20 protein-coding genes and 1 pseudogene are annotated in these 23,395 nt (G+C 71.5%); 12 read left to right on the top strand and 9 right to left on the bottom strand.

Annotation, left to right across the window (positions count from 1 at the left end; translation table 11 throughout):
* The first annotated feature begins 422 nt into the window (after positions 1–422).
* The 4 genes from purD to FVE25_RS20630 all read left to right on the top strand — a co-directional run bounded on the left by purD (position 423) and on the right by FVE25_RS20630 (position 5,308).
* Positions 423–1,637 carry a phosphoribosylamine--glycine ligase gene (gene purD / locus FVE25_RS20645; protein WP_157248642.1) on the top strand — a complete coding sequence of 405 codons (1,215 nt, stop codon included), beginning with the start codon at positions 423–425 and terminating at the stop codon, positions 1,635–1,637.
* Positions 1,634–2,470, top strand: coding sequence for a phosphoribosylaminoimidazolesuccinocarboxamide synthase (locus FVE25_RS20640; RefSeq protein WP_157248641.1), 837 nt, complete (start codon positions 1,634–1,636; stop codon positions 2,468–2,470). Before purD ends, FVE25_RS20640 begins: the two co-directional genes overlap by 4 nt.
* Positions 2,471–2,548: 78 nt before the next feature.
* Positions 2,549–3,817, top strand: a complete 1,269-nt coding sequence (gene murA, locus FVE25_RS20635; protein ID WP_157248640.1) for a UDP-N-acetylglucosamine 1-carboxyvinyltransferase — start codon at positions 2,549–2,551, stop codon at positions 3,815–3,817.
* 201 nt (positions 3,818–4,018) lie between these two features.
* Complete coding sequence (locus tag FVE25_RS20630; RefSeq protein ID WP_181019653.1) at positions 4,019–5,308, top strand: transcriptional regulator; 1,290 nt, start codon at positions 4,019–4,021, stop codon at positions 5,306–5,308.
* Between the two features lie 320 nt (positions 5,309–5,628).
* On the opposite strand, the gene FVE25_RS20625 is transcribed toward FVE25_RS20630, so the two are convergent.
* Positions 5,629–6,087, bottom strand: a complete 459-nt coding sequence (locus tag FVE25_RS20625) for a rhodanese-like domain-containing protein (RefSeq protein WP_157248639.1) — start codon at positions 6,085–6,087, stop codon at positions 5,629–5,631.
* Positions 6,088–6,227: 140 nt separating this feature from the next.
* On the opposite strand from FVE25_RS20625, the gene FVE25_RS20620 reads away from it, so the two are divergent.
* Positions 6,228–7,247 (top strand): EamA family transporter, encoded by a 1,020-nt coding sequence (locus FVE25_RS20620; RefSeq protein WP_157248638.1) that lies wholly within the window; start codon positions 6,228–6,230, stop codon positions 7,245–7,247.
* A 63-nt stretch (positions 7,248–7,310) separates the two neighbouring features.
* Here the strand turns inward: FVE25_RS20620 and FVE25_RS55275 are convergent.
* Positions 7,311–8,411 (bottom strand): annotated as a pseudogene (locus FVE25_RS55275) (aspartate aminotransferase family protein); the annotation flags it as partial.
* Between the two features lie 115 nt (positions 8,412–8,526).
* Here FVE25_RS55275 and FVE25_RS20610 point away from each other — a divergent pair.
* The 5 genes from FVE25_RS20610 to FVE25_RS20590 are packed head-to-tail and all read left to right on the top strand — an operon-like array spanning position 8,527 to position 13,348.
* Positions 8,527–9,369 (top strand): fumarylacetoacetate hydrolase family protein, encoded by an 843-nt coding sequence (locus FVE25_RS20610; RefSeq protein ID WP_219825583.1) that lies wholly within the window; start codon positions 8,527–8,529, stop codon positions 9,367–9,369.
* Positions 9,370–9,378: 9 nt separating this feature from the next.
* The gene (locus FVE25_RS20605) at positions 9,379–10,446 is read left to right on the top strand and encodes a helix-turn-helix transcriptional regulator (protein WP_157248637.1); all 1,068 of its coding nucleotides are present in this window, start codon (positions 9,379–9,381) and stop codon (positions 10,444–10,446) included.
* 15 nt (positions 10,447–10,461) lie between these two features.
* Positions 10,462–11,451, top strand: coding sequence for a BadF/BadG/BcrA/BcrD ATPase family protein (locus tag FVE25_RS20600; protein WP_157248636.1), 990 nt, complete (start codon positions 10,462–10,464; stop codon positions 11,449–11,451).
* The gene (locus tag FVE25_RS56330) at positions 11,448–12,617 is read left to right on the top strand and encodes a hypothetical protein (protein ID WP_157248635.1); all 1,170 of its coding nucleotides are present in this window, start codon (positions 11,448–11,450) and stop codon (positions 12,615–12,617) included. Before FVE25_RS20600 ends, FVE25_RS56330 begins: the two co-directional genes overlap by 4 nt.
* Positions 12,614–13,348, top strand: coding sequence for a sugar isomerase domain-containing protein (locus tag FVE25_RS20590; RefSeq protein ID WP_157248634.1), 735 nt, complete (start codon positions 12,614–12,616; stop codon positions 13,346–13,348). The genes FVE25_RS56330 and FVE25_RS20590 overlap by 4 nt, the downstream gene beginning before the upstream one ends.
* Positions 13,349–13,369: 21 nt before the next feature.
* On the opposite strand, the gene FVE25_RS20585 is transcribed toward FVE25_RS20590, so the two are convergent.
* The 3 genes from FVE25_RS20585 to FVE25_RS20575 are packed head-to-tail and all read right to left on the bottom strand — an operon-like array spanning position 13,370 to position 15,450.
* Positions 13,370–13,537, bottom strand: coding sequence for a hypothetical protein (locus tag FVE25_RS20585; protein ID WP_157248633.1), 168 nt, complete (start codon positions 13,535–13,537; stop codon positions 13,370–13,372).
* A gap of 15 nt (positions 13,538–13,552) precedes the next feature.
* The gene (locus FVE25_RS20580; RefSeq protein WP_219825582.1) at positions 13,553–14,215 is read right to left on the bottom strand and encodes a response regulator; all 663 of its coding nucleotides are present in this window, start codon (positions 14,213–14,215) and stop codon (positions 13,553–13,555) included.
* A complete protein-coding gene (locus FVE25_RS20575) occupies positions 14,212–15,450 on the bottom strand; it encodes a sensor histidine kinase (protein WP_246267231.1) in 1,239 nt (412 codons plus the stop codon). Before FVE25_RS20575 ends, FVE25_RS20580 begins: the two co-directional genes overlap by 4 nt.
* Before the next feature lie 180 nt (positions 15,451–15,630).
* On the opposite strand from FVE25_RS20575, the gene FVE25_RS20570 reads away from it, so the two are divergent.
* Positions 15,631–16,842 (top strand): alpha/beta hydrolase family protein, encoded by a 1,212-nt coding sequence (locus FVE25_RS20570; protein WP_157248631.1) that lies wholly within the window; start codon positions 15,631–15,633, stop codon positions 16,840–16,842.
* Between the two features lie 194 nt (positions 16,843–17,036).
* On the opposite strand, the gene FVE25_RS20565 is transcribed toward FVE25_RS20570, so the two are convergent.
* Together FVE25_RS20565 and FVE25_RS20560 are read right to left on the bottom strand one after the other, a co-directional pair.
* Positions 17,037–18,242, bottom strand: coding sequence for a cytochrome P450 (locus tag FVE25_RS20565; RefSeq protein WP_157248630.1), 1,206 nt, complete (start codon positions 18,240–18,242; stop codon positions 17,037–17,039).
* Positions 18,243–18,766: 524 nt separating this feature from the next.
* Positions 18,767–19,966 carry an MFS transporter gene (locus tag FVE25_RS20560; RefSeq protein WP_157248629.1) on the bottom strand — a complete coding sequence of 400 codons (1,200 nt, stop codon included), beginning with the start codon at positions 19,964–19,966 and terminating at the stop codon, positions 18,767–18,769.
* 71 nt (positions 19,967–20,037) lie between these two features.
* On the opposite strand from FVE25_RS20560, the gene FVE25_RS20555 reads away from it, so the two are divergent.
* Positions 20,038–21,042: a GlxA family transcriptional regulator gene (locus FVE25_RS20555; protein ID WP_219825581.1), complete on the top strand. Its 1,005-nt coding sequence runs from the start codon at positions 20,038–20,040 to the stop codon at positions 21,040–21,042.
* Here the strand turns inward: FVE25_RS20555 and FVE25_RS20550 are convergent.
* Together FVE25_RS20550 and FVE25_RS20545 are read right to left on the bottom strand one after the other, a co-directional pair.
* The gene (locus tag FVE25_RS20550) at positions 21,021–21,764 is read right to left on the bottom strand and encodes a class I SAM-dependent methyltransferase (protein ID WP_246267229.1); all 744 of its coding nucleotides are present in this window, start codon (positions 21,762–21,764) and stop codon (positions 21,021–21,023) included. The two genes, FVE25_RS20555 and FVE25_RS20550, sit on opposite strands and share 22 nt — an antisense overlap.
* 94 nt (positions 21,765–21,858) lie before the next feature.
* Entirely contained in the window at positions 21,859–23,025 is a 1,167-nt protein-coding gene (locus tag FVE25_RS20545; RefSeq protein WP_157248627.1) for a hypothetical protein, read from the bottom strand.
* Positions 23,026–23,395: the final 370 nt, after the last annotated feature.

The raw sequence follows: 23,395 nt of genomic DNA, 5'->3' as shown, positions 1-23,395 counted from the left end.
GGAAGCTGGCGCGCGGAGTGCGGGGGCACGGCGGGGTGGCGGTTGATGCGACGGAAAAGGGTGGACGAGCGCATGGCAGTCCCTTTCCGCCCGACCTGGGCCGGTCCACGCGCAGTGAAGTGTCACCTCAATCAAAGAAGGCGTGGAGGCACGATCAGGCTGCCGGATTGGAGTGGTCGAGGGTATGTACGGCGTACGTGTGTGAGCACGTACTGCTGGGATCACCAGGTTTCATCCCGGACCACCTCCAATCACAAGAGACGCCGCAAAGCCGCCCTAACTTACCACACAGGGGTCAACCCAGCTGACGATACTCGCCAACCAGCCACGAGAACCGGCAGAACTCCACAAAAGTTCACCATGCGCACCCCCAGGAACCGCCCAGCGCGGTCAAGGCCCGGCGGGCCTGGGACAATGGCGGGGTGCGCGTTCTAGTCATCGGCTCCGGCGGGCGCGAGCACGCCCTGTGCCGCGCCCTCAGCCTTGATCCCCAGGTCAGCGAACTCCACTGCGCCCCCGGCAACGCGGGCATCCGGGAGATCGCCACGACCCACCCCGTCGTCGCGACCGATCCCGCCGCCGTCACCGAGCTGGCCCGCGCCCTGGGCGCCGAGCTGGTCGTGATCGGGCCCGAGGCGCCGCTGGTGGCCGGCGTGGCCGACGCGATAAGGGCCGCCGGAATACCGGTCTTCGGCCCGTCGGGCGAGGCCGCGATGCTCGAAGGCTCCAAAGCCTTCGCCAAGGAGATCATGGCCGCCGCCGGGGTGCCCACCGCCCGGTCGCGCACGTGCGCCACCCCCGAGGAGGCCGCGGCCGCGCTGGCCGAGTTCGGCGCCCCCTACGTGGTCAAGGACGACGGGCTGGCCGCGGGCAAGGGCGTGGTGGTGACCGGCTCGCTGGAGACGGCGCTGGCGCACGCGGCCTCCTGCGAGCGCGTGGTGATCGAGGAGTACCTCGACGGGCCCGAGGTCTCGCTGTTCGCGCTGTGCGACGGGACGAGCGCGGTCGCGCTGCGGCCCGCCCAGGACTTCAAGCGCGCCTACGACGGCGACGAGGGCCCCAACACCGGCGGCATGGGCGCCTACACGCCGCTGCCCTGGGCGCCGGACGACCTGGCCGACCAGGTCATGCGCGAGGTGGTCCAGCCGACGATCGCCGAACTCGGCCGGCGCGGCCTGCCGTACCAGGGAGTGCTCTACGTCGGGCTGGCGCTGACGAGCAAGGGGCCGAAGGTCATCGAGTTCAACGCGCGCTTCGGCGACCCCGAGACCCAGGTGCTGCTCGACCGGCTGGCCACGCCGCTGGCGGGGCTGCTGCTGAGCTGCGCGAACGGGACGCTGCACGGCGAGCTCGAATGGCGCGAGGGCGCGGCGGTGACCGTGGTGATCGCCGCGGAGAACTACCCGGACACGCCGGTCAAGGGCGATGTGATCACCGGCCTGGAGCCGACGGAGAACGCCTACGTGATCCACGCCGGGACCACGCTCGTGGACGGGCGGGTGGTCTCCGACGGCGGCCGGGTGCTCAGCGTGGTCGGCACCGGCCCCGACCAGGCCACGGCCAGGGCCAACGCCTACGACCTGGTCGCCCGCGTGAAGCTGCGCGGCTCCCACTACAGGACGGACATCGCCCGATGAAGCACGTTCACTCCGGCAAGGTACGCGACCTCTACCTCACCGACGAGGGCATGCTGATGATGGTCGCCTCCGACCGCATCTCGGCCTTCGACTACATCCTCGAATCCGAGATCCCGGACAAGGGCGCGATCCTGACCCAGCTGTCGCTGTGGTGGTTCGACCAGCTCAAGGACGTCGTCCCGCACCATGTGGTGAGCCACGGCCCCAACACCCGCAGCGTGGTGTGCAAGTCGCTGCGGATGGTGCCGGTCGAGTGCGTGGCGCGCGGCTACCTCACCGGCGCGGGCCTGCTCGACTACCAGCGCACGGGCGCGGTCTCCGGCGTACGGCTGCCGCCCGGCCTGGTGGACGGCGACCGGCTGCCCGAGCCGATCTTCACGCCCACGACCAAGGCGCCGGTCGGCGAGCACGACGAGCCGATCACCTTCGACCAGGTCGTCGAGGAGGTCGGCCGGGAGACCGCCGAGGAACTCCGCCGGATCACGCTGGCCGTCTACACCCGAGGCGCGGAGATCGCCCGCGAGCGCGGCATCATCCTGGCCGACACCAAGATCGAACTCGGCTGGGACGCCGACGGCGAACTGACGCTGGCCGACGAAGTCCTGACTCCCGACTCTTCCCGTTTTTGGCCGGCCGCAGAATGGCAGCCAGGCAGACCTCAACCATCCTTTGACAAGCAGTATGTCCGAGATTGGCTAACGTCACCCGATTCGAGTTGGGACAAATCCTCAGGAAACCCGCCCCCACCACTTCCGGAGGAAGTCGTCAATCGAACCAGAGCGCGTTATCTCGAGGCATACGAGCGGCTCACTGGTACGCCTTTTAGCGGGTGATTCGGCCGGGGCACGCGTGGTTAGCGGCTACTGTTGGCCCGTTCGAGCCCGACCGATAACTTCCGAGGAGCCGCACGGATGGTCCGATACCGCGTGCGCGGTGGCAACGCTTTGCGTGGAACCGCCTTCATCCAGGGCGCGAAGAACGCCGTGCTGCCGATGATCGGTGCGGCCCTTCTCGCCTCCAAGGGCCGCACGGTCCTGCGCAACGTCCCGATCATCGAGGACGTACGGCGGGCCGTCGAGCTCGCGCAGGCCATCGGCGCCTACGTCGAGCTGCACGAGGCCGAGCGCACCCTGGTCATCGACGCCTCCCGGCTCACCAGCCCGGTGCTGCCCGCCGAGATCGCCCGGCGCTTCCGCGGCTCGGTGCTGTTCACCCCCGCCCTCCTCCACCGGCTGGGCGAGGCCATCGTCGAGGGCGTCGGCGGCTGCAACCTGGGCAGCCGCAACCTCGACTTCCACTACCTGGGCTACAAGCGCCTGGGCGCCATCGTGGACGAGGGCGAGACCGTCATCCACGTCAAAGCCTCCGGCCTGGCCGGCGCCACGCTGTACCTCGACACGCCCTCGCACACCGGCACCGAGAACCTCATCATGGCCGCCGCCCTGGCCAAGGGCGTCACCGTGATCGAGAACGCGGCGCTGGAGCCCGAGGTGCTCGACGTCATCGACATGCTCACCAAGATGGGCGCGAAGATCCGCGGCGGCGGCACCGGCTTCATCACCGTCGAGGGCGTCGAGCACCTGCACGCCGTCGAGCACACGGTCATGCCCGACCGGCTCGACGCGGGCGTCTTCGCCATGGCGGCCGCGCTCACCGGCGGTGAGCTCAGCCTCGTCGGCACCGGCCTCGACCTGGGCGTCGTCCGCTACAAGCTGGAGCAGATGGGCGTCGAGTTCGCCAAGCAGGGCGCCGTGCTGCACGTGCGCTGCGACCGGCAGCCGCTGCGGCCCATCAACATCATCACCGACACGTACCCGGGCTTCGCCACCGACCTGCAGTCGCCGATGATGACCGTGGCCTGCCTGGCCGACGGCGTGAGCTACATCCACGAGCGCATCTTCGACGGCCGCTTCGCGCTGGCCGGCGAGCTCAACAAGATGGGGGCCGACGTCGAGGTCGAGGGCAGCCGGGCCATCGTGCGCGGCGCCACCCCGCTCAGCGGGGCCCACGTGACGGCGCACGACCTGCGTTCCGGCATCGCTCTGGTACTTGCGGGCCTGGCCGCAAAGGGCGAGACGGTCATCGAGTCCGGATACCTCATCGACCGGGGTCACGCCCATCTCGCCGAGCGAATGCGGGCCCTGGGAGCGGACATTACGCGAGAGATTTCAGGACGCTGAAATAGCCTGTGAAATACGCTATGAGCTGCTGAAACAGCGCCCCGGGCGGTCAACCAGAACGGCTTTCCGGAAAAGTCGGGCGTGACATTACGGCCCCCGCGAGCGATCGTTCCAAAAGAGAGCACTGCAACGGACGGCAGGATGGGACGAACATTGGTCGAGAGGGCCGAAGAAACTCCCCGAGTGTCACGCCCGGGCGCCATGACACCGGATCTGACCATTGGCGTGGTCGGCCCGCACGATCTGGTCGAGCGGGTCATGCTGATGGGTCATGCAGCTGCGCCCTTGCCGTGCCGCTTGGTGGCCGCCGCCTACAGAGATGAGCAGGAGGCGCCTGACAAGGTGACACGGCTGGGTCCCGGTGTGGACGCGTGCCTGTTCGCCAGCCCGGTCCCTTACGACCTGGCCCGGCGATCAGGCGTGCTGACCATGCCGGCGACCTACGTACAACTGGGCGGCAGCGCGTTGGTCGCGGCACTGGCGAAGGCGGCGCTGGACACTCGGATCGACCCCAAGCGGGTCAGCATCGACGTGGTCTCACGGGCCGAGGTTGAAGAGGCCTATACCGATTTGGGTATTCCGGCCACGGATGTGCACAGCCGCGACGAGCCCGGGGCCACCGGGACGATCGCGGCCTACCACGAGCGCCTACTGCGCCAGGGTGCCAGCACAGGCGCCCTGACCTGCCTGCCCTCGGTGGCCGAACGCCTGCAGACAGCGGGCGTCCCGGTCATCAGGATCAGGCCGACCTCAGGAGCCGTGCGCACCGCGCTGCACACGGCCGCACTCCTCGGCGCGCACCACCGGCTGGAGGAGTCACAACTAACGGTGGTGCTGGTGGAGGTGCCTACGCTGCGCGAACCCGTGCGGCGCGCGGCACCCCGCTATTGGCGCGACGAACTACGCCTGTCTCTGCACCGGCTGCTGGTCCAGGAAGCCAACCGGATCAACGCCACCGTGTGGCCGATCGACGATCACGCCTACCTGGTCACCGCGACCAGAGGCTCGATCACGGCCGCGACGGACGGGTTCAGGGTGCTGCCGTTCGCCTCCAGGATCCGCGAGGAGCTGGGGCTGGCGGTAGAGGTGGGCGTCGGGATGGGGCGCACCACGCACGACGCCGAGTCGCACGCCAGGGCCGCCCTGGCGCGCACGCAGGCGGGCAAGCAGGCACAGGGATTCGCCGTGGACCGCGAGGGCCGCGCGCTCATCCCCGCGCCCAGGATGCCGCCGCAGGGATCCACCACGCTCAAACCCAAGGGCGTGGAGGTTCTGGCGCGGCTGGCGGCCAAGCTGGAGGGCGGAGACACGGTGGTGGACGCGGAGGGGGCCGGGCGCATGCTCGGAGTCACGCCGCGTACCGCCCGGCGGTTGCTGCGCACGTTGGTTGACGAGGGGCTCGCGTGGCCGCTTCCGCCCAACCGCACTCCACAGCCTGGCCGTCCCCGCCAGCTGTATCGGCTGATCGTGGAGAAGCTCGGTCCCCGCTGAACGGTCCGCCGTCCCCCCTTCCCCCATGATGCGGACGGCGGACCCCCACTCTTCTCTTCGATGGGGGTGTTGTTTCGGGGGGTGCGGTGGTTCCTGCACGTAATGTCACTCCGCCATTACGGCAGGCCACCGCCCCCACCACCCGCCGACGCCGGCGGGCGCCGATCGGGGGGATCGCTTCTCACGTCGGACGTGGTCCCCGCCGTTACGGCGCTTGTTGGGCGGCTGGACCGGGATTGACGACCGGGGAGGTGGGGTATGTTCCCCTCGCCCCCGATCGACGGGATTCGGACGGGGGCACCAACCCCCGCCGCTCGTCCTTAACACGCGCAGGCGATCCCCGAGACCGGCGCGGTCAGCTTGTCGATCGGGTGGCGGGTGACTCCGGCCGAGGTGGCCACCGGGAAGCCCTCCCTGGCCCAGTACTCGAAGCCGCCGATCATCTCCTTGACCGCGTAGCCGAGCTTGGCGAACTCCAGGGCGGCCCGGGTGGCGCCGTTGCAGCCGGGGCCCCAGCAGTAGGTCACCACCACCGTGTCCTTGGGGACGAGGCTCTCGGCCCGGGCGGCGATCTCGCCGGTGGGCAGGTGGACGGCGCCGTCGACGTGGCCCTGGTCCCAGCTCTCCTTGCTGCGGGAGTCGATCACCACCAGGCCGGGGACGCCGTCCTGGAGGTCGGCGGCCACATCGGAGACGTCGGTCTCGAAGGCGAGGCGGGCGGCGAAGTGGGCGAGGGCGGCGGCGTTGCCGGCGGGGGCGATGCTGGTGACGGCGGACATGTGGGCTTCTCCTCCTAGGGCGGCTCTGGCCCCGATCCTGTCGCCCGGATGGCCGCCCCAACGAGTGGCACGAAAGCCTCCTATCGCTAAAATCCCGCCAACGCACAAAATGTCGGTCGCCGCCGCTATTGTCATGACCCATGGGAGCAAACGCCACTGACCGCCGCGCTTCGCTGCTGGTGTGGGGCGCCCTCGCGATCGTCTACGTCGTCTGGGGTTCCACCTATCTGGGCATCGGCGTCGCCGTGGAGTCGCTGCCGCCCATGCTGAGCGGGGCCATGCGGTTCACCGTCGCGGCCGTGCTGCTGGGCGGGTTCCTGCTGCTGCGCCACGGCAAGCGGGCGTTCAGGATGAGCCGCCGCGAGTTCCTCGGGGCCGCCGTCGCCGGGCTGCTGCTGCTCACCCTGGGCAACGGCATGCTGGCCGTGGCCGAGCAGACCATCTCGACCGGCCTGGCCGCGCTGCTGGTCGCCTCCGTGCCGCTGTGGCTGGTGGTCTTCCGGTTCCTGGTGCGCGACCGGCCCAAGGCGCTCACCCTCGCCGGCGTGCTCGTCGGGCTCGGCGGCGTGGCGGCGCTCTCGCTGACCGGTGCCCAGGGCGCCTCCGCGACCGGCATCGTGATCGTGCTGCTGGCCTCGGTCTCCTGGGCGATCGGGTCGTTCCTCGCCGGGCGGATCGCCATGCCGGCCAACGCGCTCGCCACCGCGGCCGTGGAGATGCTCGTGGGCGGGATCGGGCTGGCGCTGCTCGGCACCGGGCTGGGCGAGCGGCTGGACCTGGCCGCGGTCACGCCGCGTTCGTGGGTGGCGCTGGCCTACCTGATCCTGGTCGGCTCGCTGGTCGGGTTCACCGCGTTCTCGTGGCTGCTGGGCAACGCGCCGATCTCGCTGGTGGCCACCTACGCCTACGTCAACCCCGCCGTGGCGGTGGCGCTGGGCGCGCTCGTGCTGGGCGAGGCGATCACGTCGCAGATCATGATCGGCGGGCTGATCATCCTGGTCGGCGTGGCGCTGGTCATCTCAACCGAGCGGAAGCGACCGCAGCGCGTCGCCGAAGGCGGTGAGGGTGCGGCCGAGGTCGGCCGCGGTGTGGGCGGTGGACAGGAACCACAGGCCCCTGGGGACCATGTTGACGCCCCGCTCGAGGAGCGCCGCGTGTAGGAGGGCCATCCGGGCGCGGTCGGTGCGGGCGAAGTCGCGGTAGTCCCTGACCGCCGTGGCGCCGGTGAAGTAGGTCTGGAAGACCGGGCCCGGGCCGTCCACCAGCAGCGGGACTCCGGCCTTCGCCGCCTCCTCGCGGATGCCCGCCATCAGGGCCCGGCCCCGGGCGAACAGGGTGCCGTACACCTCCTCGCGGCGCTCGTCCAGGATGCGCAGCGTGGCCTCCGCGGCGGCGATGCCGACGGGCTGGGAGTTGAACGTGCCGGCGTGGGCCACCCTGCCCGCGGAGATCGTGTCCATGACCGCCGCGCGCCCGGCCAGGGCGGAGACCTGCATGCCGCCTGCCATCGCCTTGCCGAACACCGACAGGTCGGGGGTGACACCCAGGTACTCCTGGGCGCCGCCGGGAGCCAGGCGGAAGCCGGTGATGATCTCGTCGAAGATCAGCAGGCTGCCGTGGCGGTCGCACAGGTCACGGACGGCCGCCAGGTAGCCGGGTTCCGGCTCGATGGCCCCGGTGTTGCAGAGCACCGGCTCGCAGACGACCGCGGCGATCTGGCCGGCGTGCTCGTCCATGATCCGGGCCAGGGCGCCGGGGTCGTTCCAGGGGGCGATGACCAGGTCGCCGGCCGGCGGCTGGCCCGCCGTACCGGGGACGGGGACGGGCGCGGCGTGTGGTCCGGCGAGGTCCAGCGCGGGGTGGACGCTGTAGAGGACGGGGTCCAGCCAGCCGTGGTAGTGCCCCTCGAACTTGAGGATCTTGGGACGGCCCGTGTGGCCGCGGGCCAGGCGCCAGGCGGCGTGCGCGGCCTCGGAGCCGACGGTGTTGAAGCGCACGCGTTCGGCCGAGGGGACCATCGCGCACAGCCGCTCGGCCACGCGTACCTCGGCGGCGTGCTGGGCGGAGTAGACGATGCCGCGGGCGACCTGGGCGCTGACCGCCTCGACCACCTCGGGCGGGCAGTGGCCCAGCACGGCGGGGCCCTGGCCGAGGACGTAGTCGACGTACTCGTTGCCGTCCACGTCCCACAGACGCGCGCCTGCGGCGCGCTCGACGTAGAGGGGCACTCCGGTGGTACGGCGGGCGTCGCTGGAGACTCCACCGGCGATGTAGCGCCGGGCGGTGGCGTAGAGGTCGCGGCTGGCGTCCAGGGTGCGGCTCATGCCGACCATCAAAGGGCGGCGGATCCGCCGAGCTCAAGCAAGAGGGCAAGAAGTGGGTCGTCACCGCAAATTTCGGTGCTTGTGGGCGCGTGGTGGCCTTGATGGGGTGGGCGGCATGTTCCTTGGACGCATCCGGCGCGGCCCCTCCGCCCCCGTCGAACTCGTGGCCCGGCGCGACGGCGCCCTGGTCAGCCTCGCCGACCTCGGCACCGACGACCCCGTCGCGCTCCTGGACTCCCACGGCCTCGACCGCCTCACCGAGGAGGTCGCCCGGCGCCGGCCCGTTCTGGAGGAGGCCGAAGTGCTGTTCGAGCCTCCGGTGGCCACGTGCACGAAGATCTGCTGCCTCGCGCTCAACTACGTCGCGCACGCCGAGGAGAGCGGGATGGAGGTGCCGCCGGAGCCGGTGCTGTTCCTGAAGCCGCCCTCCGCGCTGACCGGGCACAACCGGCCGGTGATCGCACCCGCCCGCACCCGGCACCTGGAGCACGAGGTGGAGCTGGCCGTCGTCATCGGCCGGCGCACCCGGGACCTGCCCGAGGATCGCTGGCGGGAGGCGGTCGCCGGGTACACGGTGATCAACGACATGACCGCCCGCGACCTCCAGCTGGCCAACATCGCCAGGAACGTGCCCTGGGACCAGTCCAAGGGCTTCGACACGTTCGCGCCGGCCGGGCCGTACCTGGCGACAGTGGACGAGGTGCCGGAGCCGCAGGCGCTGGATCTGACGCTCGAGGTGGACGGCGAGGTCCGGCAGCGGGCCAACACCAAGCAGATGGTCTTCGGCATCCCGCGGCTCATCGCGGACCTGTCGGACGGCATGACGCTGATGCCCGGCGACCTGATCGCGACCGGGACCGTGGCCGGCATCGCCCCGCTCGCGGACGGCGACACCATGCGGGCCACCGTCCAGGGCGTGGGCACGCTCGTGAATACGGTCAAATTTCGGTCCGCCTAAAGTAGGGGCATGACCTATGCCGTGGCCGCTCTCGTGGACATCGATGACTACGTCGCCACCGCGCGGACCCAGGGGCAGCCCTGGGCGGCGGGCCATCTGCGGCGGGCGACGCGGGCGGTGGCGTCGGCGGCCACGCGGGCGGGGGCCACGTGGCGCCCCGAGCCGCCGGAGGAGTGGCTGGTGCTGCTCACCGGCGCCGACCCCGACACGCTGACGACCGCCGCCACGACGCTCGCCGAGGAGGTCCGGACCCGGATCGTCCGCGAAACGGCCTGGACCGCAACCGTCAGCATCGGCCCGCCCAGCACCGGTTCCCACGAGGCGGAACAGGCCGCCCGCCGGGCGAACGACTACAAACTCGTCCTCGGCGGCGACCGCGTGATCCGCCTGCCCGCGCGGCCCGGCAACCCGCCGTCCCCGCCGGTACGCATCGAGCAGGAGCTCACCCGCCGCGTGCGGGCCGGCGACCGCGACGGGGCCGCCGGGCTGCTGGCGAGCTGGGTGGACCGCTGCGCACCCGGCGCGGACCCCGGGGTCCTGCGCAACTGGCTCATCGGGCAGTTGCTGTTCGTGGTGGACGTCGCGGGGCAGGTACGGCTGGCCGACGGCTCGACCGACTGGGTGGAGACCGGCGCCCGGCTGCCGATCTCGGACCTCGTCACCGTGGGCGCCATCCACGAGCGGTCCTATCTGCACATCTGGCTGAAGGACATCCTGGGCAGGCTGATCCCGGCGGCGCCCCGCCGCGACATCCTGACGCTGGCCGAGCGCTACCTGGCCGAGCACTACACCAATCCCGGGCTGCGGCTGGCGGACGTGGCGGCGGCGGTGTGCGCGAGCCCGTACTACATCGCGCACCTGTTCGCGGAGGAGCGGCGGACGACGTTCCTGCGTCACCTGACCGGGTTGCGGCTGGCGCACGCCCGGCGGCTGCTGACGACCTCGGCGCTGCCCGTGGACGTGATCGCCCTGGGGAGCGGGTATCCGAGTGCCAAGGCGCTGCGCGGGGCGTTCAGGAGGCATGTGGGCTGCTCGCCCACCGAGTACCGCAGGGCTAGATTTCGGACTGGACCGTAACTAAGGTGAGGTCGTATGGACGTGGCGATCGACGGCGGGCAGACCGGCCTGCGGCTCGCACTGGCCGCCGAGGGCCGGGTGCTGGAGGTTCGGGAGACGGCCGGGCTGTCGTACGCGGAGGGCTCGCCGGTCTCCGCCGTTCTGTCCCGGCTGGAGCTCCCGTCCTCGGGCGTGGACACCATCTGCCTCGGCCTGACCACCGTCCTGGACGACCCGGGCACGTTGATCGAACGGCTGCTGAAGACGGCCCGGCGCGTGATCCTCACCTCGGACGTCGTCACCTCCCACGCGGGCGCCTTCCCGTCCGGCACCTCCCCTTCAGACACCTCCCCGTACCACACCTCCCCTTCAGACACCTCCCCTTCAGACACCTCCCCTTCAGACAGCTCTCCGTCCGGCACCCGCCCATCGGGTGCCGGAGTCGTGCTCGCCGCCGGAACCGGTGCCATCGCCCTCGGCATCCCGCCCGGCGGCCCGCCGGTGCAGGTTGACGGCTGGGGCTATCTCTGCGGCGACGCCGGAGGCGGCCACTGGATCGGACGGCACGGCCTGGACGCCGCCTACCGGGGCTTCGACGGCCGTGCCGAACCCGGCCCCCTCACCACGCGAGCCCGGGAGGTCTTCGGCGACCTCGCCACCCTGCCGGAACGCCTCTACCTGGCCCCCGACGCCGTAGCCCGGATCGCCCGCTTCGCCCCCCGCGTCCTGGACCTGGCCGCCCACGACCCGGCCGCCCGCGAGATCGTCACCTCGGCGGCCACGGAACTGGCGGCCACCGTGACCGCCGCCGCCCGCCACTTCACCGGCGACGTCCCCGTGGCCTGGACCGGCCGCCTGCTGCGCGACTCCCGCCTGCGCACCGCCTTCGAGGCGGCGGTGGCGTCCTGCCTCCCTCAGGCCCGCATCCAGCAGGCGCCCGGGGACAGCCTCTCCGGCGCCGCCCGCCTAGCCGCCGCCCCGGACCTCGGCCCCTACGCCTCCCTGGCCCGGGTGGCACGGGCATGAAGGTCGGGTACGGCACCGCCGGCCTCCACGTCCCGGACGGCACCCCCATGGGCGGCTACATCGACCGCCCGGGACCGTCCGCGGGAGTCCTCGACCCTCTCCAGGTCAGCGCCGTGACCTGGTTCGACGGCGAACGCCGCTTCGCCCTCGCCACCGCGGACGTGATCTGCGTCAACGAGGACCTGGCCGCCCACGCCCAGCGCGCGGTGAACGCCGACCTGTGGCTGGCCGCCACCCACACCCACGCCGGGCCGGAGACCGGCTGCGTCCCCGGCGGCGGCCGGACCCCGGAACCCTGGCTGAAGGGCATCGCCGAAGCCGTCCGCACCGCCGTCCACAGGGCTGTGGACGGCGAACGCCCCGCCCGCGGCACCCTCCACCGCGGCGACCTCCACCACGTAGGCGCCGACCGCAGCCGCCCGGACGCCCCGCCGGCCGTCCCCCTGGACGTGATCGCCATCCGCGACGCCGGCGCCCTGGCCGGGGTGGTCGTGGTCCTGCCCGTCCACCCCACCGTCCTGCCTCCAGGCAACCTGCGGGTCAGCGCCGACCTCCCCGGCGCCGTACGCCGAGCGCTGAGCGCCCGGCTCGGCTCCGCCTGGGTCACGGTCGCCACCGGTGCCGCCGGGGACATCAGCACCCGCCACACCCGGCGCGCCCAGGACCCCGCCGAACTGGACCGCCTCGGCGCCCTGGTCGCCGACCGCTGCCTGGACCTCCTGGCCGCCCCGGGCACCCCCGCATGGACCAACGGCCGCATCACCTGCGCATCCGCCCGCCGAACCCTGCCCCCCTCCACCCCCCTAAGGCCCCACGTCACCCACGCCGCCCCCGCCGACGACCGCCTGGCCCGCAGCCGCCTGGAGGGCGCCAGGGCCCGCAGGGCGCCGACCGGCGACATCGAGGCAACCGTCCAGGTGGCCCGCATCGGCGACCTGGGCCTGGCCGGGCTCCCCGGCGAGCCGTTCCAAGCGATCGCCGCCCGCATCCTGTCCGGACAGACCCGCCCCACCGCGGTACTCGGCTACGTGAACGGCTACCCCGGCTACCTGCCGACCGCCGAGGACTACGCACGAGCCGAGTACGAGGTCCTGGTCGCCGCCGTGGCCCCGGGAAGCGGCGAACTGCTGGGCGAGGCCGTACGAGAACTGCTGGAGGAAACGTGAACCAGGACGCCTACGGCGAGATCGCCCGAGCCGCGGTGGACCGCCTCCTGACCCACGAACGCACAGCGATCGAAAAAGCCGGACACCTCATCTTCCAGGCGGTGCGGGCGGGCGGCGTGATCCAGGCTTACGGCACCGGCCACTCCCGCTCGGTCGCCCTGGAACTCGTCGGCAGGGCCGGCGGCCTGGTCCCGGCCAACCAGATGGGCATCCGCGACCTCGCCTACTACGGCGACACCCCCGTGAGCGACCTCCTGGACCCGACGATCGAGCGCATCCCCGGCCTGGCCACCCGCATCTGGGACCTGGCCCCGATCCACCCCGAGGACGTCTTCGTCATCATCTCCAACTCGGGCCGCAACGCCGCCATCGTGGAGATGGCCCGCCTGGCCGTGGACCGCGGCCACCACGTCATCGCGATCACCTCCCGCGCCCACACCACCCGCGTGCCCGCCCCGCGCCTCGCCGACCTCGCCCACGTCGTGATCGACAACGGCGCCCCGTACGGCGACGCCGCCCTGCCCCTCCCCGGCGGGGACGCCATCGGCCCGATCTCCAACCTCACTGGCATCCTGGCCGCCCAGCTCCTGGTCGCCGAGGTAACCGGCCACTACCTGAAGGCCGGCGCCACGCCCCCGGTCTACCGCTCGGCCAACACCCCGGGCGGCGACACCCACAACGCGGCCCTCCTGGAAACCTACGGCCCCTGCATCCGCCTCGGCGACGCCTGACACCTGCTCCTGATCAGCCCATCACAGACCGGTCCCGGCGATCGGGTCGCGCAGCTCGTCATCGACCAACCTGTCCAGGTCGGCCCGTACCTCGTCCCAGTCGATCGCCGGGGCGGTGGTGAAGGCGGCCAGCGCCTCTTTGTCGGCACGAATCGCCGGTGGTCGCGAGGCCGCTGAGCTTCCATGCATCCATGACACCGCGAACTATTGGGCCGGTGGTCTGCCTGGGGTGACCAGGCCGAGGTCGTAGGCGAGGACGACTGCCTGTACCCGGTCGCGGAGGTCCAGTTTGGACAGGATGCGGGCGACATGGGTTTTCACCGTGGCCGGGCTGAGGACCAGGCGGTCGGCCAGTTCGGCGTTGCTCAGTCCGGCGGCCATCAGGCGCAGCACCTCCAGTTCGCGGGGCGTCAGGTCGGACAGGTCGCGGTGGATCGCCTCGCCGGGGCGGGTGAAGCGCTCGACCAGGCGGCGGGTGATGGCCGGGGCGAGCAGCGCGTCGCCCGCGCGCACCAGCCGGACCGCGGCGGCCAGGTGCTCGGGGGTGACGTCCTTCAGCAGGAAGCCGCTGGCTCCCGCGGTCAGCGCGGCGTAGACGTACTGGTCGAGGTCGTAGGTGGTCAGGATGAGGACGCGGGTGCGGTTGGCCGCGGCGATTCGCCGGGTGGCTTCGATTCCATCCATTTCGGGCATGCGGATGTCCATGAGGACCACGTCCGGGGCGGTCCGCCGGACGGCGGCCACGGCCTGCACGCCGTTGGCGGCCTCGGCCACCACCTCGATGCCGTCGGCGGCCAGGATCATCCCGAACCCGCTGCGCACCAGCGCCTGATCGTCGGCGACGACCACGCGCAGAGGGCCGCTCACGCCGTGCTCCACGGCAGCCGGGCCAGCACTGTGTAGCCGTCGCCGCCCGAGGGGCCCGTGCGCAGGGTGCCGCCGTAGATCGTCAGGCGTTCCCGCAGCCCGGCCAGCCCCCTGCCCTGCCCGTCGCCGGCCCGCGCCGCGCGGGCTCCGCCGGTGTCGCCGATCTCGATCTCCATCCACTCCCCGCGGTAGCGGATCGCGACCGACGCCGCCGCGCCGTTCGCGTGCTTCATGGTGTTGGTCAGCGCCTCCTGAACCACCCGGTACGCGGCCAGCTCGACCCCCGGCGGCAGCGGGCCGGGTGGTTGCGCCACGTCCGCGTGCACCGGCAGCCCGGCGGCGCGCACCCGCTCGATCAGCGAGTCGAGCTGGTCCAGGCCCGGCTGTGGCGCCAGCCCGTCGGCCGGGACCGCCGCCTGCTCGTCGCCCGGGCCGGCGAGCAGGCCCATGACGTGGCGCAGTTCGGCCATGGCCGCCCGGCCGCCGGCCTCGACGGCGAGCATGGCCTGCTTCGAGCGTTCTGGCGCCGCGTCCATGACTTTGCGCGCGGCGCCGGCCTGGATGATCATCACGTTCACATTGTGGGTGACGACGTCGTGGAGCTCGCGGGCGATCCGGGCGCGCTCCTGCTCGACAGCCCGGCGCGTGGCCTCCTGCTGGGTACGGCGGGCGTCCTGTTGGGCACGGCGGGCCTCCTCCGCCCTGCGGCGCCACAGCCGGACCGACCCGGCCACGACCCCGGCACTCAGCAGCACGGTGAACGGCCCCAGCCAGCCGGGCAGGCTGCCCACGGTGTCGTGGAAGGCCACTCCTGCCAGCACGCTGGCCACGGCGAGCCCGGCCGTCGCGAGTGCCTGGTGCCGGCCGTACGCCATGGCGCTGTAGGCGGCGACGGCGCAGCTCAGGACGGTGATCCAGGTCGCGTCGTCATGGGTGGCGAGCGCGGCGAGCAGCACCGTCCAGAAGGCGGTGAGGGGGAACGTCCGCCGAGCCGCGAGCGGCAGGGCGGTCGCGATCACCAGCAGCGGGGGCGGGCCCTGCGGGGCGTCCCCGGCAGGCGCCGCTGTCACGGGCTGCAGCCGCAGAGGGACTGGATGGGGACCGCTGTTCTCGGTGGAGACGGTCGCCGTCACCGCGAGCGCGGCCAGGACGAGCGCGACCAGCAGGTCGGCCACGAGCGCCCGCCTGGACGGGCGGGGACGCCGCTCGCCGGGGCCCAGGAGATCCAGCCACATTGCTACCACCCGGGCATTGTCCTTTATGTCCCATAAGCAGGGCGTCGGCCCGGGTGACTACATCTCAAGGACGACCCCGCCGGGGATATCGGCACGACGGCCGACGCGGCACCGCACCGCCCCCGCCTAGCGTCGTCGGCGCACCTCACCGAAAGGCGCACCTCACCGAAAGGCGGACCCATGCGTCGCACGGCCATCGCGGCAGCACTTCTGATCACGACCAGCACGATCTCCTGCGCGCCGGCATCCGCTCCCGCGACCGGCTCCACGGATCGCCCGTCACGCAACCCCTCGCCGAACGCCCCCGCCGAACCCCCCGAAGCCGCACGCGACATCACGCTCTCACTCCCGGCCCCGACCGGCTCCCAGCCTGTCGGCACCGCCTCCCTCCACCTCACCGACACCTCGCGCCCCGACCCGTGGGACCCGGCTGCCGCCACCAGGCAGCTCATGGTCTCGCTGTGGTACCCGGCCAAGGAGCCGAGCGGGCGGCCGGCGCCGTACATGAGCGTCAAAGAGTCGGAGCTCACGCTGAAGGACGCGGGCGTCACCGGTGCCTCGCCCGGCCTGCTCGCCCGGACGCGCACCTACGCCGGCGCCGACGCCCCACCGGCGGGCCGCGCGCATCCTCTGGTCGTCCTTTCGCCCGGCTTCAGCAAGTCGCGCAGCTCGCTCACCGCCCTCGCCGAAGACCTGGCGAGCAGGGGGTACGTCGTGGCCGCCATCAGTCACACGCACGAAAGCGTCGCCACCGTCTTCCCCGACGGGCGCGTGGTCACGTGTACGGCCTGCCGGATCGAGCCGCACGACCCGGCGTTCTGGGGCAAGGTCGGCGCCGCCCGGGCCGCCGACGTGTCCTTCGTGATCGACCAGCTCACGGGATCCCGGTGGAAGCGGCTCGTGGACCCGGCCAGGATCGCCATGGTCGGGCACTCGGCCGGCGGGGCGAGTGCGGTGGCCGCCCTGCTCAAGGACCGCAGGATCAAGGCGGGGATGAACATCGACGGCCTGGCCGTCGTACCCGTGCCGGCCGGCGGGCTGGGCAGGCCCTTCCTCTTCCTCGGCACGCAGACCACGCGCACCCCGGGCACCCCGGACGCCGCCTCGTGGGAGACGGCCTGGCAGCGCCTGACCGGGTGGAAGCGCTGGCTCGTGGTCGCCGGCGCCGAGCACGCCTCGTTCGCCGACACCGCGCTGCTCGGCGAGCAGGCGGGCCTGGACAGCGGCGCCACCCTGCCCGCCACCCGGTCGGCGGAGATCACCCGCGCGTACGTGGCGGCCTTCCTGGACCTGCACCTGCGCGGCCGGCCGCAACCGCTGCTCGACGACCGGGCGCCGGCGACGTACCCGGAGGTCAAGGTGTGCGCGGTGGCGCAGAAGACCTGCGCCTGACGCCTCGGCATAGAGCCGCCGGCGCCGCCCCGCGTGGTGTGGCCGGGGCGGCGCAGTTCCTTACAAGGAGATCACTCCGATGACCGCACGCGAGCACGGCAGGACTCTGGTGTCGCGGATGCAGGAGTGCTTCGGCAGCCGGCACTTCGACCCGGCCGAGGGCGTCGCCGGGCTTGCCGGCATCTCTTGACTGCTCACCAGACGACGGGGAGTTCGGCGAAGCCGTGCTCGATCATCCCCTTGATGCGGGGCAGTTCCTCCATGGGTACGGCCAGCCGCAGGTTGGGGAAGCGCTGGAAGAGCCTGCTGAACACGGCGGTCAGCTCGACCCTCGCCAGGTTGGCGCCGACGCAGAGGCGCGGGCCGTGGCCGAAGCTGAGGTTCGGGTCGGTCTGCGGGCGGCGGATGTCGAACGCGTCCGGGTCGTCGTAGATGCGCTCGTCCCGGTTGGCCACGCCCAGCAGCAGCACGACGGCCTCGCCCCGGCGGATCGTCACGTCGCCGATCTCGACGTCCTCGTGGGCGTATCGCGGCATGCCGCTCACGCTGGTGAAGGCCATGCGGAGGATCTCCTCGACCGCGGCCGGGGCGAGCCCCGGGTCGGCCTTGAGCAGGTCGAGCTGGTCGGGGTTGGTGAGCAGGAACAGCACGCCGTAGTCGATGCGCTTGACCGTGGTCTCGTGGCCGGCCCACAGGACCGTGCCGGCCAGTTCCGCGATCATGCCGACCTCGTCCAGTTCGCTGGCCAGGTCCGAGAGCAGGTCCTCGGCCGGCTCCCGCCGCTTGCGCTCGATCAGCGCCGACATGTATTCGGTCATCTCGTTGCGGGCGGCCTGGCTCTTGCCCGGGTCGAGCATGTCGCCCATGCGGCCCGACATGCCGCCGAAGAACTCCCGGTCCTCGAACGGCACGCCGAGCAGCTGGCAGATGACCAGCAGCGGCAGCGGGTGGGCCAGCTCGGCGTGCAGGTCCGCGGGCTGCGGCAGCGTGGCGAAGCGATCGAGCCGCTCGTCGACCAGCGAGCCCACGTGGTCGCTGAGTGCCCTCATCCGCCGGGCGGTGAACGACTTCATGATCAGCTTGCGCATGTACTCGTGCTCGGCCCGTTCCGTGGCGATGTCGGTCCGGGTGCTCCGACTCTGGGCAAGGGCTCCCATCGGGCCGCCGGTCAAGGCCGAGCTCGACACCCGCGCCGCCTTCTCCGGCTCCGGGTGGGAGCGTCCGAGCCTGGGGTCGACCGACAGCTTGCGGACCTCTTCGTACCCGGTGGCCAGCCAGACCTCATGGCCCATCTGGGTGCGAACCCGCGCGATGCCCTCCTTCTGCCGGAGCTCCCGATACTCCGTGGGCACGTCGAGGAGGCTGTCGCGTTTGAAGGGAATTGTCGGAAGGGTAGTCATAGAAGCCTTCTCCAATGCTGTGACAGTTATCCCGCCCATACTCCGAGTAAGTCGGAAGTGACCTGATTTGCGCATGTGGTAAGAGCTCTGGCGGGCTTCTTTTCCATCCTTTTTGATCGTGGGTTGACGGTCTTTGTTAAGTCAACGTGATCAGTGTCACATCGCCGGGCTCGCCGCTTAACTTCGCCGCTTGACTAGCGTGACAGTGCCCTGTGTCTCGCGCGCCTACTTTGCGTGACTTCCCGGATCGGGAAGGTGACTTTCCAGATAAGGCGCAGATAAGAGACTGCAGTCTGTGATGGTAGAGGCCGGATTCGTGGATCTATGGGTGCCGACCGCATCTCCAGGCGCCGGGGACCCAAATGCCCCGCAGGGGGGTAATAGGGGGTCGAATGAAGGACCGACCCCCACCCCTCATATGATGATTTGACGGCATCGGTGTCATGTCGTCAGTAAATCAACGCGTGTTCGGGGAGAATGCGAAAAAGGCCGGCATGGGCTGCCGGCCTCGTACTTATGACCACCTATGTGAGCGCGCCGGCCGAGACCGAGGCAGGCTGCTCTCCCATCGGCTGACGGCCCAATTCCCGTACCGGCCTGATCAGCAGCAGCGCGGCGGCCACGCCGAGGGTCACCAGCGCCGAGCCCATCAGGAAGGCCCGCGGCTCGACCAGCAGGGCGGCCGGCCCGGCCAGCGCCTGACCGACGGCCATGCCCGCGACCGACCCGGCGATCTGGTAGGCCGAGACCCGGTTGAGGACGTCCGGCGCGACCTGCGTCTGCACGCTGGTCGACCACATCACCGACCAGAACGCCAGCGCGATCCCCCCGAGCACGTGCCCGGCCATCAGCACCGGCAGCGGCGAGCCGAGGGCGACCGTCAGCGGCACCGCCACGTACCCGGTCAGGGCCACCGCCCCCGCCGCCAGCGGCCGGCGCGGCCGGAGCCGGATCGCGACCAGCCCGCCGCCCACCGTGCCCAGGCCGAGCGCCGCCATCACCCAGCCGTAGTCGGCCCCGATGACCTGCGACGACAACGGCACGGACGGCCCGATCACCAGAACCCCCCAGAACACCCACACCAGGATGACCGACCACATCCAGGTCCTGGCCTTGAACTCGTGCCACCCCCGGCGCAGATCGCTCAGCACGTCCGCGGGCTCCCGCTCAGGTACGGCGACGCGGACCAGCAGCAGGCACACCGCGCTGACCAGGAACGTTCCCGCGTCCAAGGCGTAGACGAAGACCGGACCGGCCGCCAGCACCAGGATCCCGGCCAGCGCCGGGCCGGCCAGCTGAGTGATCGCCTCGGCGATCTTCAGGGTGGCGTTGGCCCGCTGCGGATCCCGGGCGACGAGCGGCACCATCCCGTTCACGCCGGGCTCGAACAGCCCGGCCCCGATGCCGGACAGGAACGCCGTCGCCAGCAACAGGGCGTACGGCGGAGCGCCGTCGAGGAAGGCGAACGCCACGGTGCCCTGGGAGAAGATCCGCAGCACGTCCGCGGTGATCATCACGGTCCTGGCGCCGAACCGGTCGGCGAAGACGCCGCCGAAGAGCATGACGAGGACAGCGGAAGCCGTCCAGACGGCCAACACAGAGCCGACTCCGGCGATGCCGTACACCTGGCCGATCGCGAGTGCGGCGGCGACGGGCATCATGGCGTCACCGAGCAGCGAGACCGTCCGGGCACCGAAGTAGAGGGTGAAGTTCCTCGTCCACATGACACCAAGTCTGGATATTTCCAGATCAGAGCACTGGTGTCCCAGGTGACATCATTAGGTACATTTACGCCATGCTCCTAGCGCGACCCCTGACCGAGCGCCCGGTGACGCTCCCGATGTGCCCGCCACCGCCGCCCCCGCCCAACCCGCACCGCGTGGTCGCCCTGGTCGGCGAGAACCAGGAGCTCTACCCGGTCACCTCGGCGTCGGCGGTCTTCGGCTACCAGGGCCGCGAGATCCCCCAGCACTACAGCTTCCGCCTGTGCGCCGAACGCCCCGGCCCGCTCACCACCACCCTCGGCTCCCCCATCCACGTCGAACACGGCCTCGACGCCCTCGACGACGCCGACACCGTCCTCATCGCCAGCTGGACGGTCGCCCCCACGCCCGCCGTACTCGACGCCGTCGCCGCGGTCCACGCCAGAGGCGGCCGGATCGTCGCCGTCTGCGCCGGGATCTACATCCCCGCCGCCCTCGGCCTGCTCGACGGCCGCCGCGCCTCGGTCCACTGGGAGCTCGCCGCCGACCTGGCCGCGCGCCACCCCCGCATCGTCCCCGACGACACCGCCATCTACGTCGACCACGGCGACGTCGCCACCGCCGGAGCCTCGGCCGCCACCCTCGACCTCTGCCTCCACCAGGTACTCCAGGAGCACGGCGCGTCCCACGCCATGCGCATCGGCCGCCAGCTCGCCGCCGGCCCGCACCGCGAGGGCTGCCAGCGCCAGTACCCTCCCCTCCCGACGACCGGCCCCATGCCCGACTCCCTGGCGGGCCTGCTGGAATGGCTGCTCGCCCACCTGGGCGACCCCATCACCGTCGAGGACATGGCCGCCTTCTCCGGCGTCTCCCCCCGCACCCTCACCCGCCAGTTCGCCGACCAGCTCGGCGTCCCACCGGCCCGCTGGCTCCTGGAACGCCGCCTGGCCGCCACCCGCGCGCTGCTGGAGGACACCGACCTGCCGGTCGAGACCATCGCCACCCGCGTCGGCCTCTCCTCCGCGGTCAACCTGCGCCGCCGCTTCCACACCGCCCTCAACACCACCCCGGCCGCCTACCGCCGCTCCTTCCGCTGAGCCAGGCTTGGCGGGTACGGCGATGGCCGGCGGAACAGCGCGGCCAGCAGCGACGGAACGCCGAAGACCGGGGCGTCGGGCGGCTGCGCCCGCATCTGGCGCAGCTCGACCTCAACGTAGTCGGAGAAGATCCAGCGCAGTTCCTCGGCGGTGTAGGCCAGGCCGCCATGCAGGGCGCCTTCACGGTAGAGCGTCTCATCCGGTGCTGGTGAGCCCATCTCCTCGCCGCTGAAGCAGTTCACGGCGAAGTGGCCTCCGGGGGCCAGCAGCCGGTTCAGCAGGCTCAGGTAGCTCACGCGGCGGTGCGGGGGCAGGTGGTGCAGCATGCCGGAGTCGTAGATCAGGTCGTAGCGGCCGGGCGGGAACGTGGCGGTGAAGGCGTCACCACAGTGGAACCGGACCCTCGCCCCCGCCTGGCCGGCGCGCTCCTCGGCCCAGGCCACGGCCGTGGGTGACAGGTCGACGGCGTCCACCTCGAAGCCGAGCAGAGCCAGGTGGATGGCGTTGCGACCCGGTCCACAGCCCAGATCCAGGGCACGTCCGGGCACCAGCAGCCCTCGGTCGAGGTAGGAGACGAGGCTCTCGTCCGGCTTGCTCACGAAGAAGGGGACCGCCTTGGAGCGGTCGTCGTAGAACCGGTCCCACCAGGGTGCCGCGTTCTCCGTCCACCGGTCCGCCTCGGCCGCGAACAACCGATCGAGCAGGCCCATGACATCGTCCATGGTACGGATGGTGCGGTTCACCTGGTGCTCCCATTTCCGTCAGTTATCTGGCGCCCGTGTTCGCGACCAGCTTGATCGCGCGGTAAAGCCGCGTCTAGGAGGTGGCAGGATGGATCTCCGCGCCGCGGTCGGTGTAGACCAGCGCGGCATAGGCGTTGACGCGGTCGGGGACCACCCCGGCGCCGGCGCTGACCGTTCTCCCGGTGCGCCCGTCGACGACGAACGGCCCGTCGTCGCCTTTGACGTAGAACAGATCCTTGAACTCGGCCACCACGGTGGCCTGCCAGTTTTCCGGGCCGTCACCCGCCGACCGGCGCCACAGGATCTTTCCGGCATAGTCCAGCGCGAACGCCCCGTCCTGCCTGGAGGCACACAGCAGAACGGTGCCGCCATCGCCGTGATCGCAGGTCATGCGCTTGGTCAGGCCGTTCCCCTTGGGCAGCATGACGTCGCCGGTCGCGACATCGACCAACCGCGCCTGCGCGCTGTCGTCCACGAGCTGGACCAACGGCCCGCCGTTCGATCTGATCTCCCAGGTGGCGCCGCCCGGTATCGCCTTCACCCACAGGTCACGGCCGTCTCGCGCGCCGATCCCGGTCAACGCGTAGTCCCGGTCCGTCTCATGGCGGAAGCCCGCCAGAGCGTCACCGGATCTGCCGATCGCCCAGAAGTTCCTGCGCTGCCACAGGACGCGCGGCTCCTCCAGGGAAACCGCGAAGGAGCCGGTCACCTTGCCGTCCTCCGACCAGGTGACGCTCGCCACGCCTTCCGCGGCCGACAGGTGGAAGGAGCCGAGTTTGCCGGCCGGTTCACCGTAGATGTCCACGGGCAGCCGCCAGAGCAGCTTGCCGTCGTCCGTTCGCGCCGCGATCATCTCGAACCCGGCTTGCCGCCTGGCGAGCTTCACCGGCACGACGGTGAGCATCGCCGGCTCGCCGCCTATCTCCGCCAACGCGGGGAAGGCTATGCGGCCTCGTATCATCGTGAGCTGCTTCTTGCTCAGGTCTCCCGGCCTCGGCAGGTCGTACACAGGTGGGTGCTGGGTTGCGAGATCGGCGACGTCTCTACCCGTGGCCAGGTCGTACACCGTCACGCCGGACGCGTGCGACAACCATGCGGCGCGGCCGTACAAAGCAAGGGTGGGGAAGCCCCCGCGGCCGGTCGGCAGAGTGTGCGCCGCGTTGCCGTCGAACCTCAGGGGCGCCGGGGCCCGCGGATCGCCGCTGAGATCGAGCACGCTCGGGGTCGGCGTGGTTGTCACCGGCGGCGAGCCCGAGGCCGCCGGGTTGCCGCGTTCCCCGCCCGGGCCTGACGTACACGATGCCGCCAGCGCTACAGCGGCCAGAGCTAGGGCGCCTCCACGTACGGGATTTCTCATCCGACTCTCCGCGTTCCGCGACCGGGTGAACACGTCAGCACATTCGACCGCTGCCGCTCCGGGACCCGTCCCGATGCCGGTCTCTACGGTGGCGCCGGGATCCTGGTCCAGCAGGGGTACGGCCTGCCGTTCTGGATCAATGCGGCGGCCTCGGCTCCATCGTGCACAGCGGCGCCGGCTACGCCGCGGCGACCCTCGTGTGGCCCCTCGGCGTCGCCGTCATGTTCGGCGCCACCTTCGCCGACCTCGCGCC

The organism is Nonomuraea typhae, from assembly GCF_009760925.1.
Classification (GTDB): Bacteria; Actinomycetota; Actinomycetes; order Streptosporangiales; family Streptosporangiaceae; genus Nonomuraea; species Nonomuraea typhae.
This window is presented reverse-complemented; position numbering and strand designations above follow the sequence as displayed.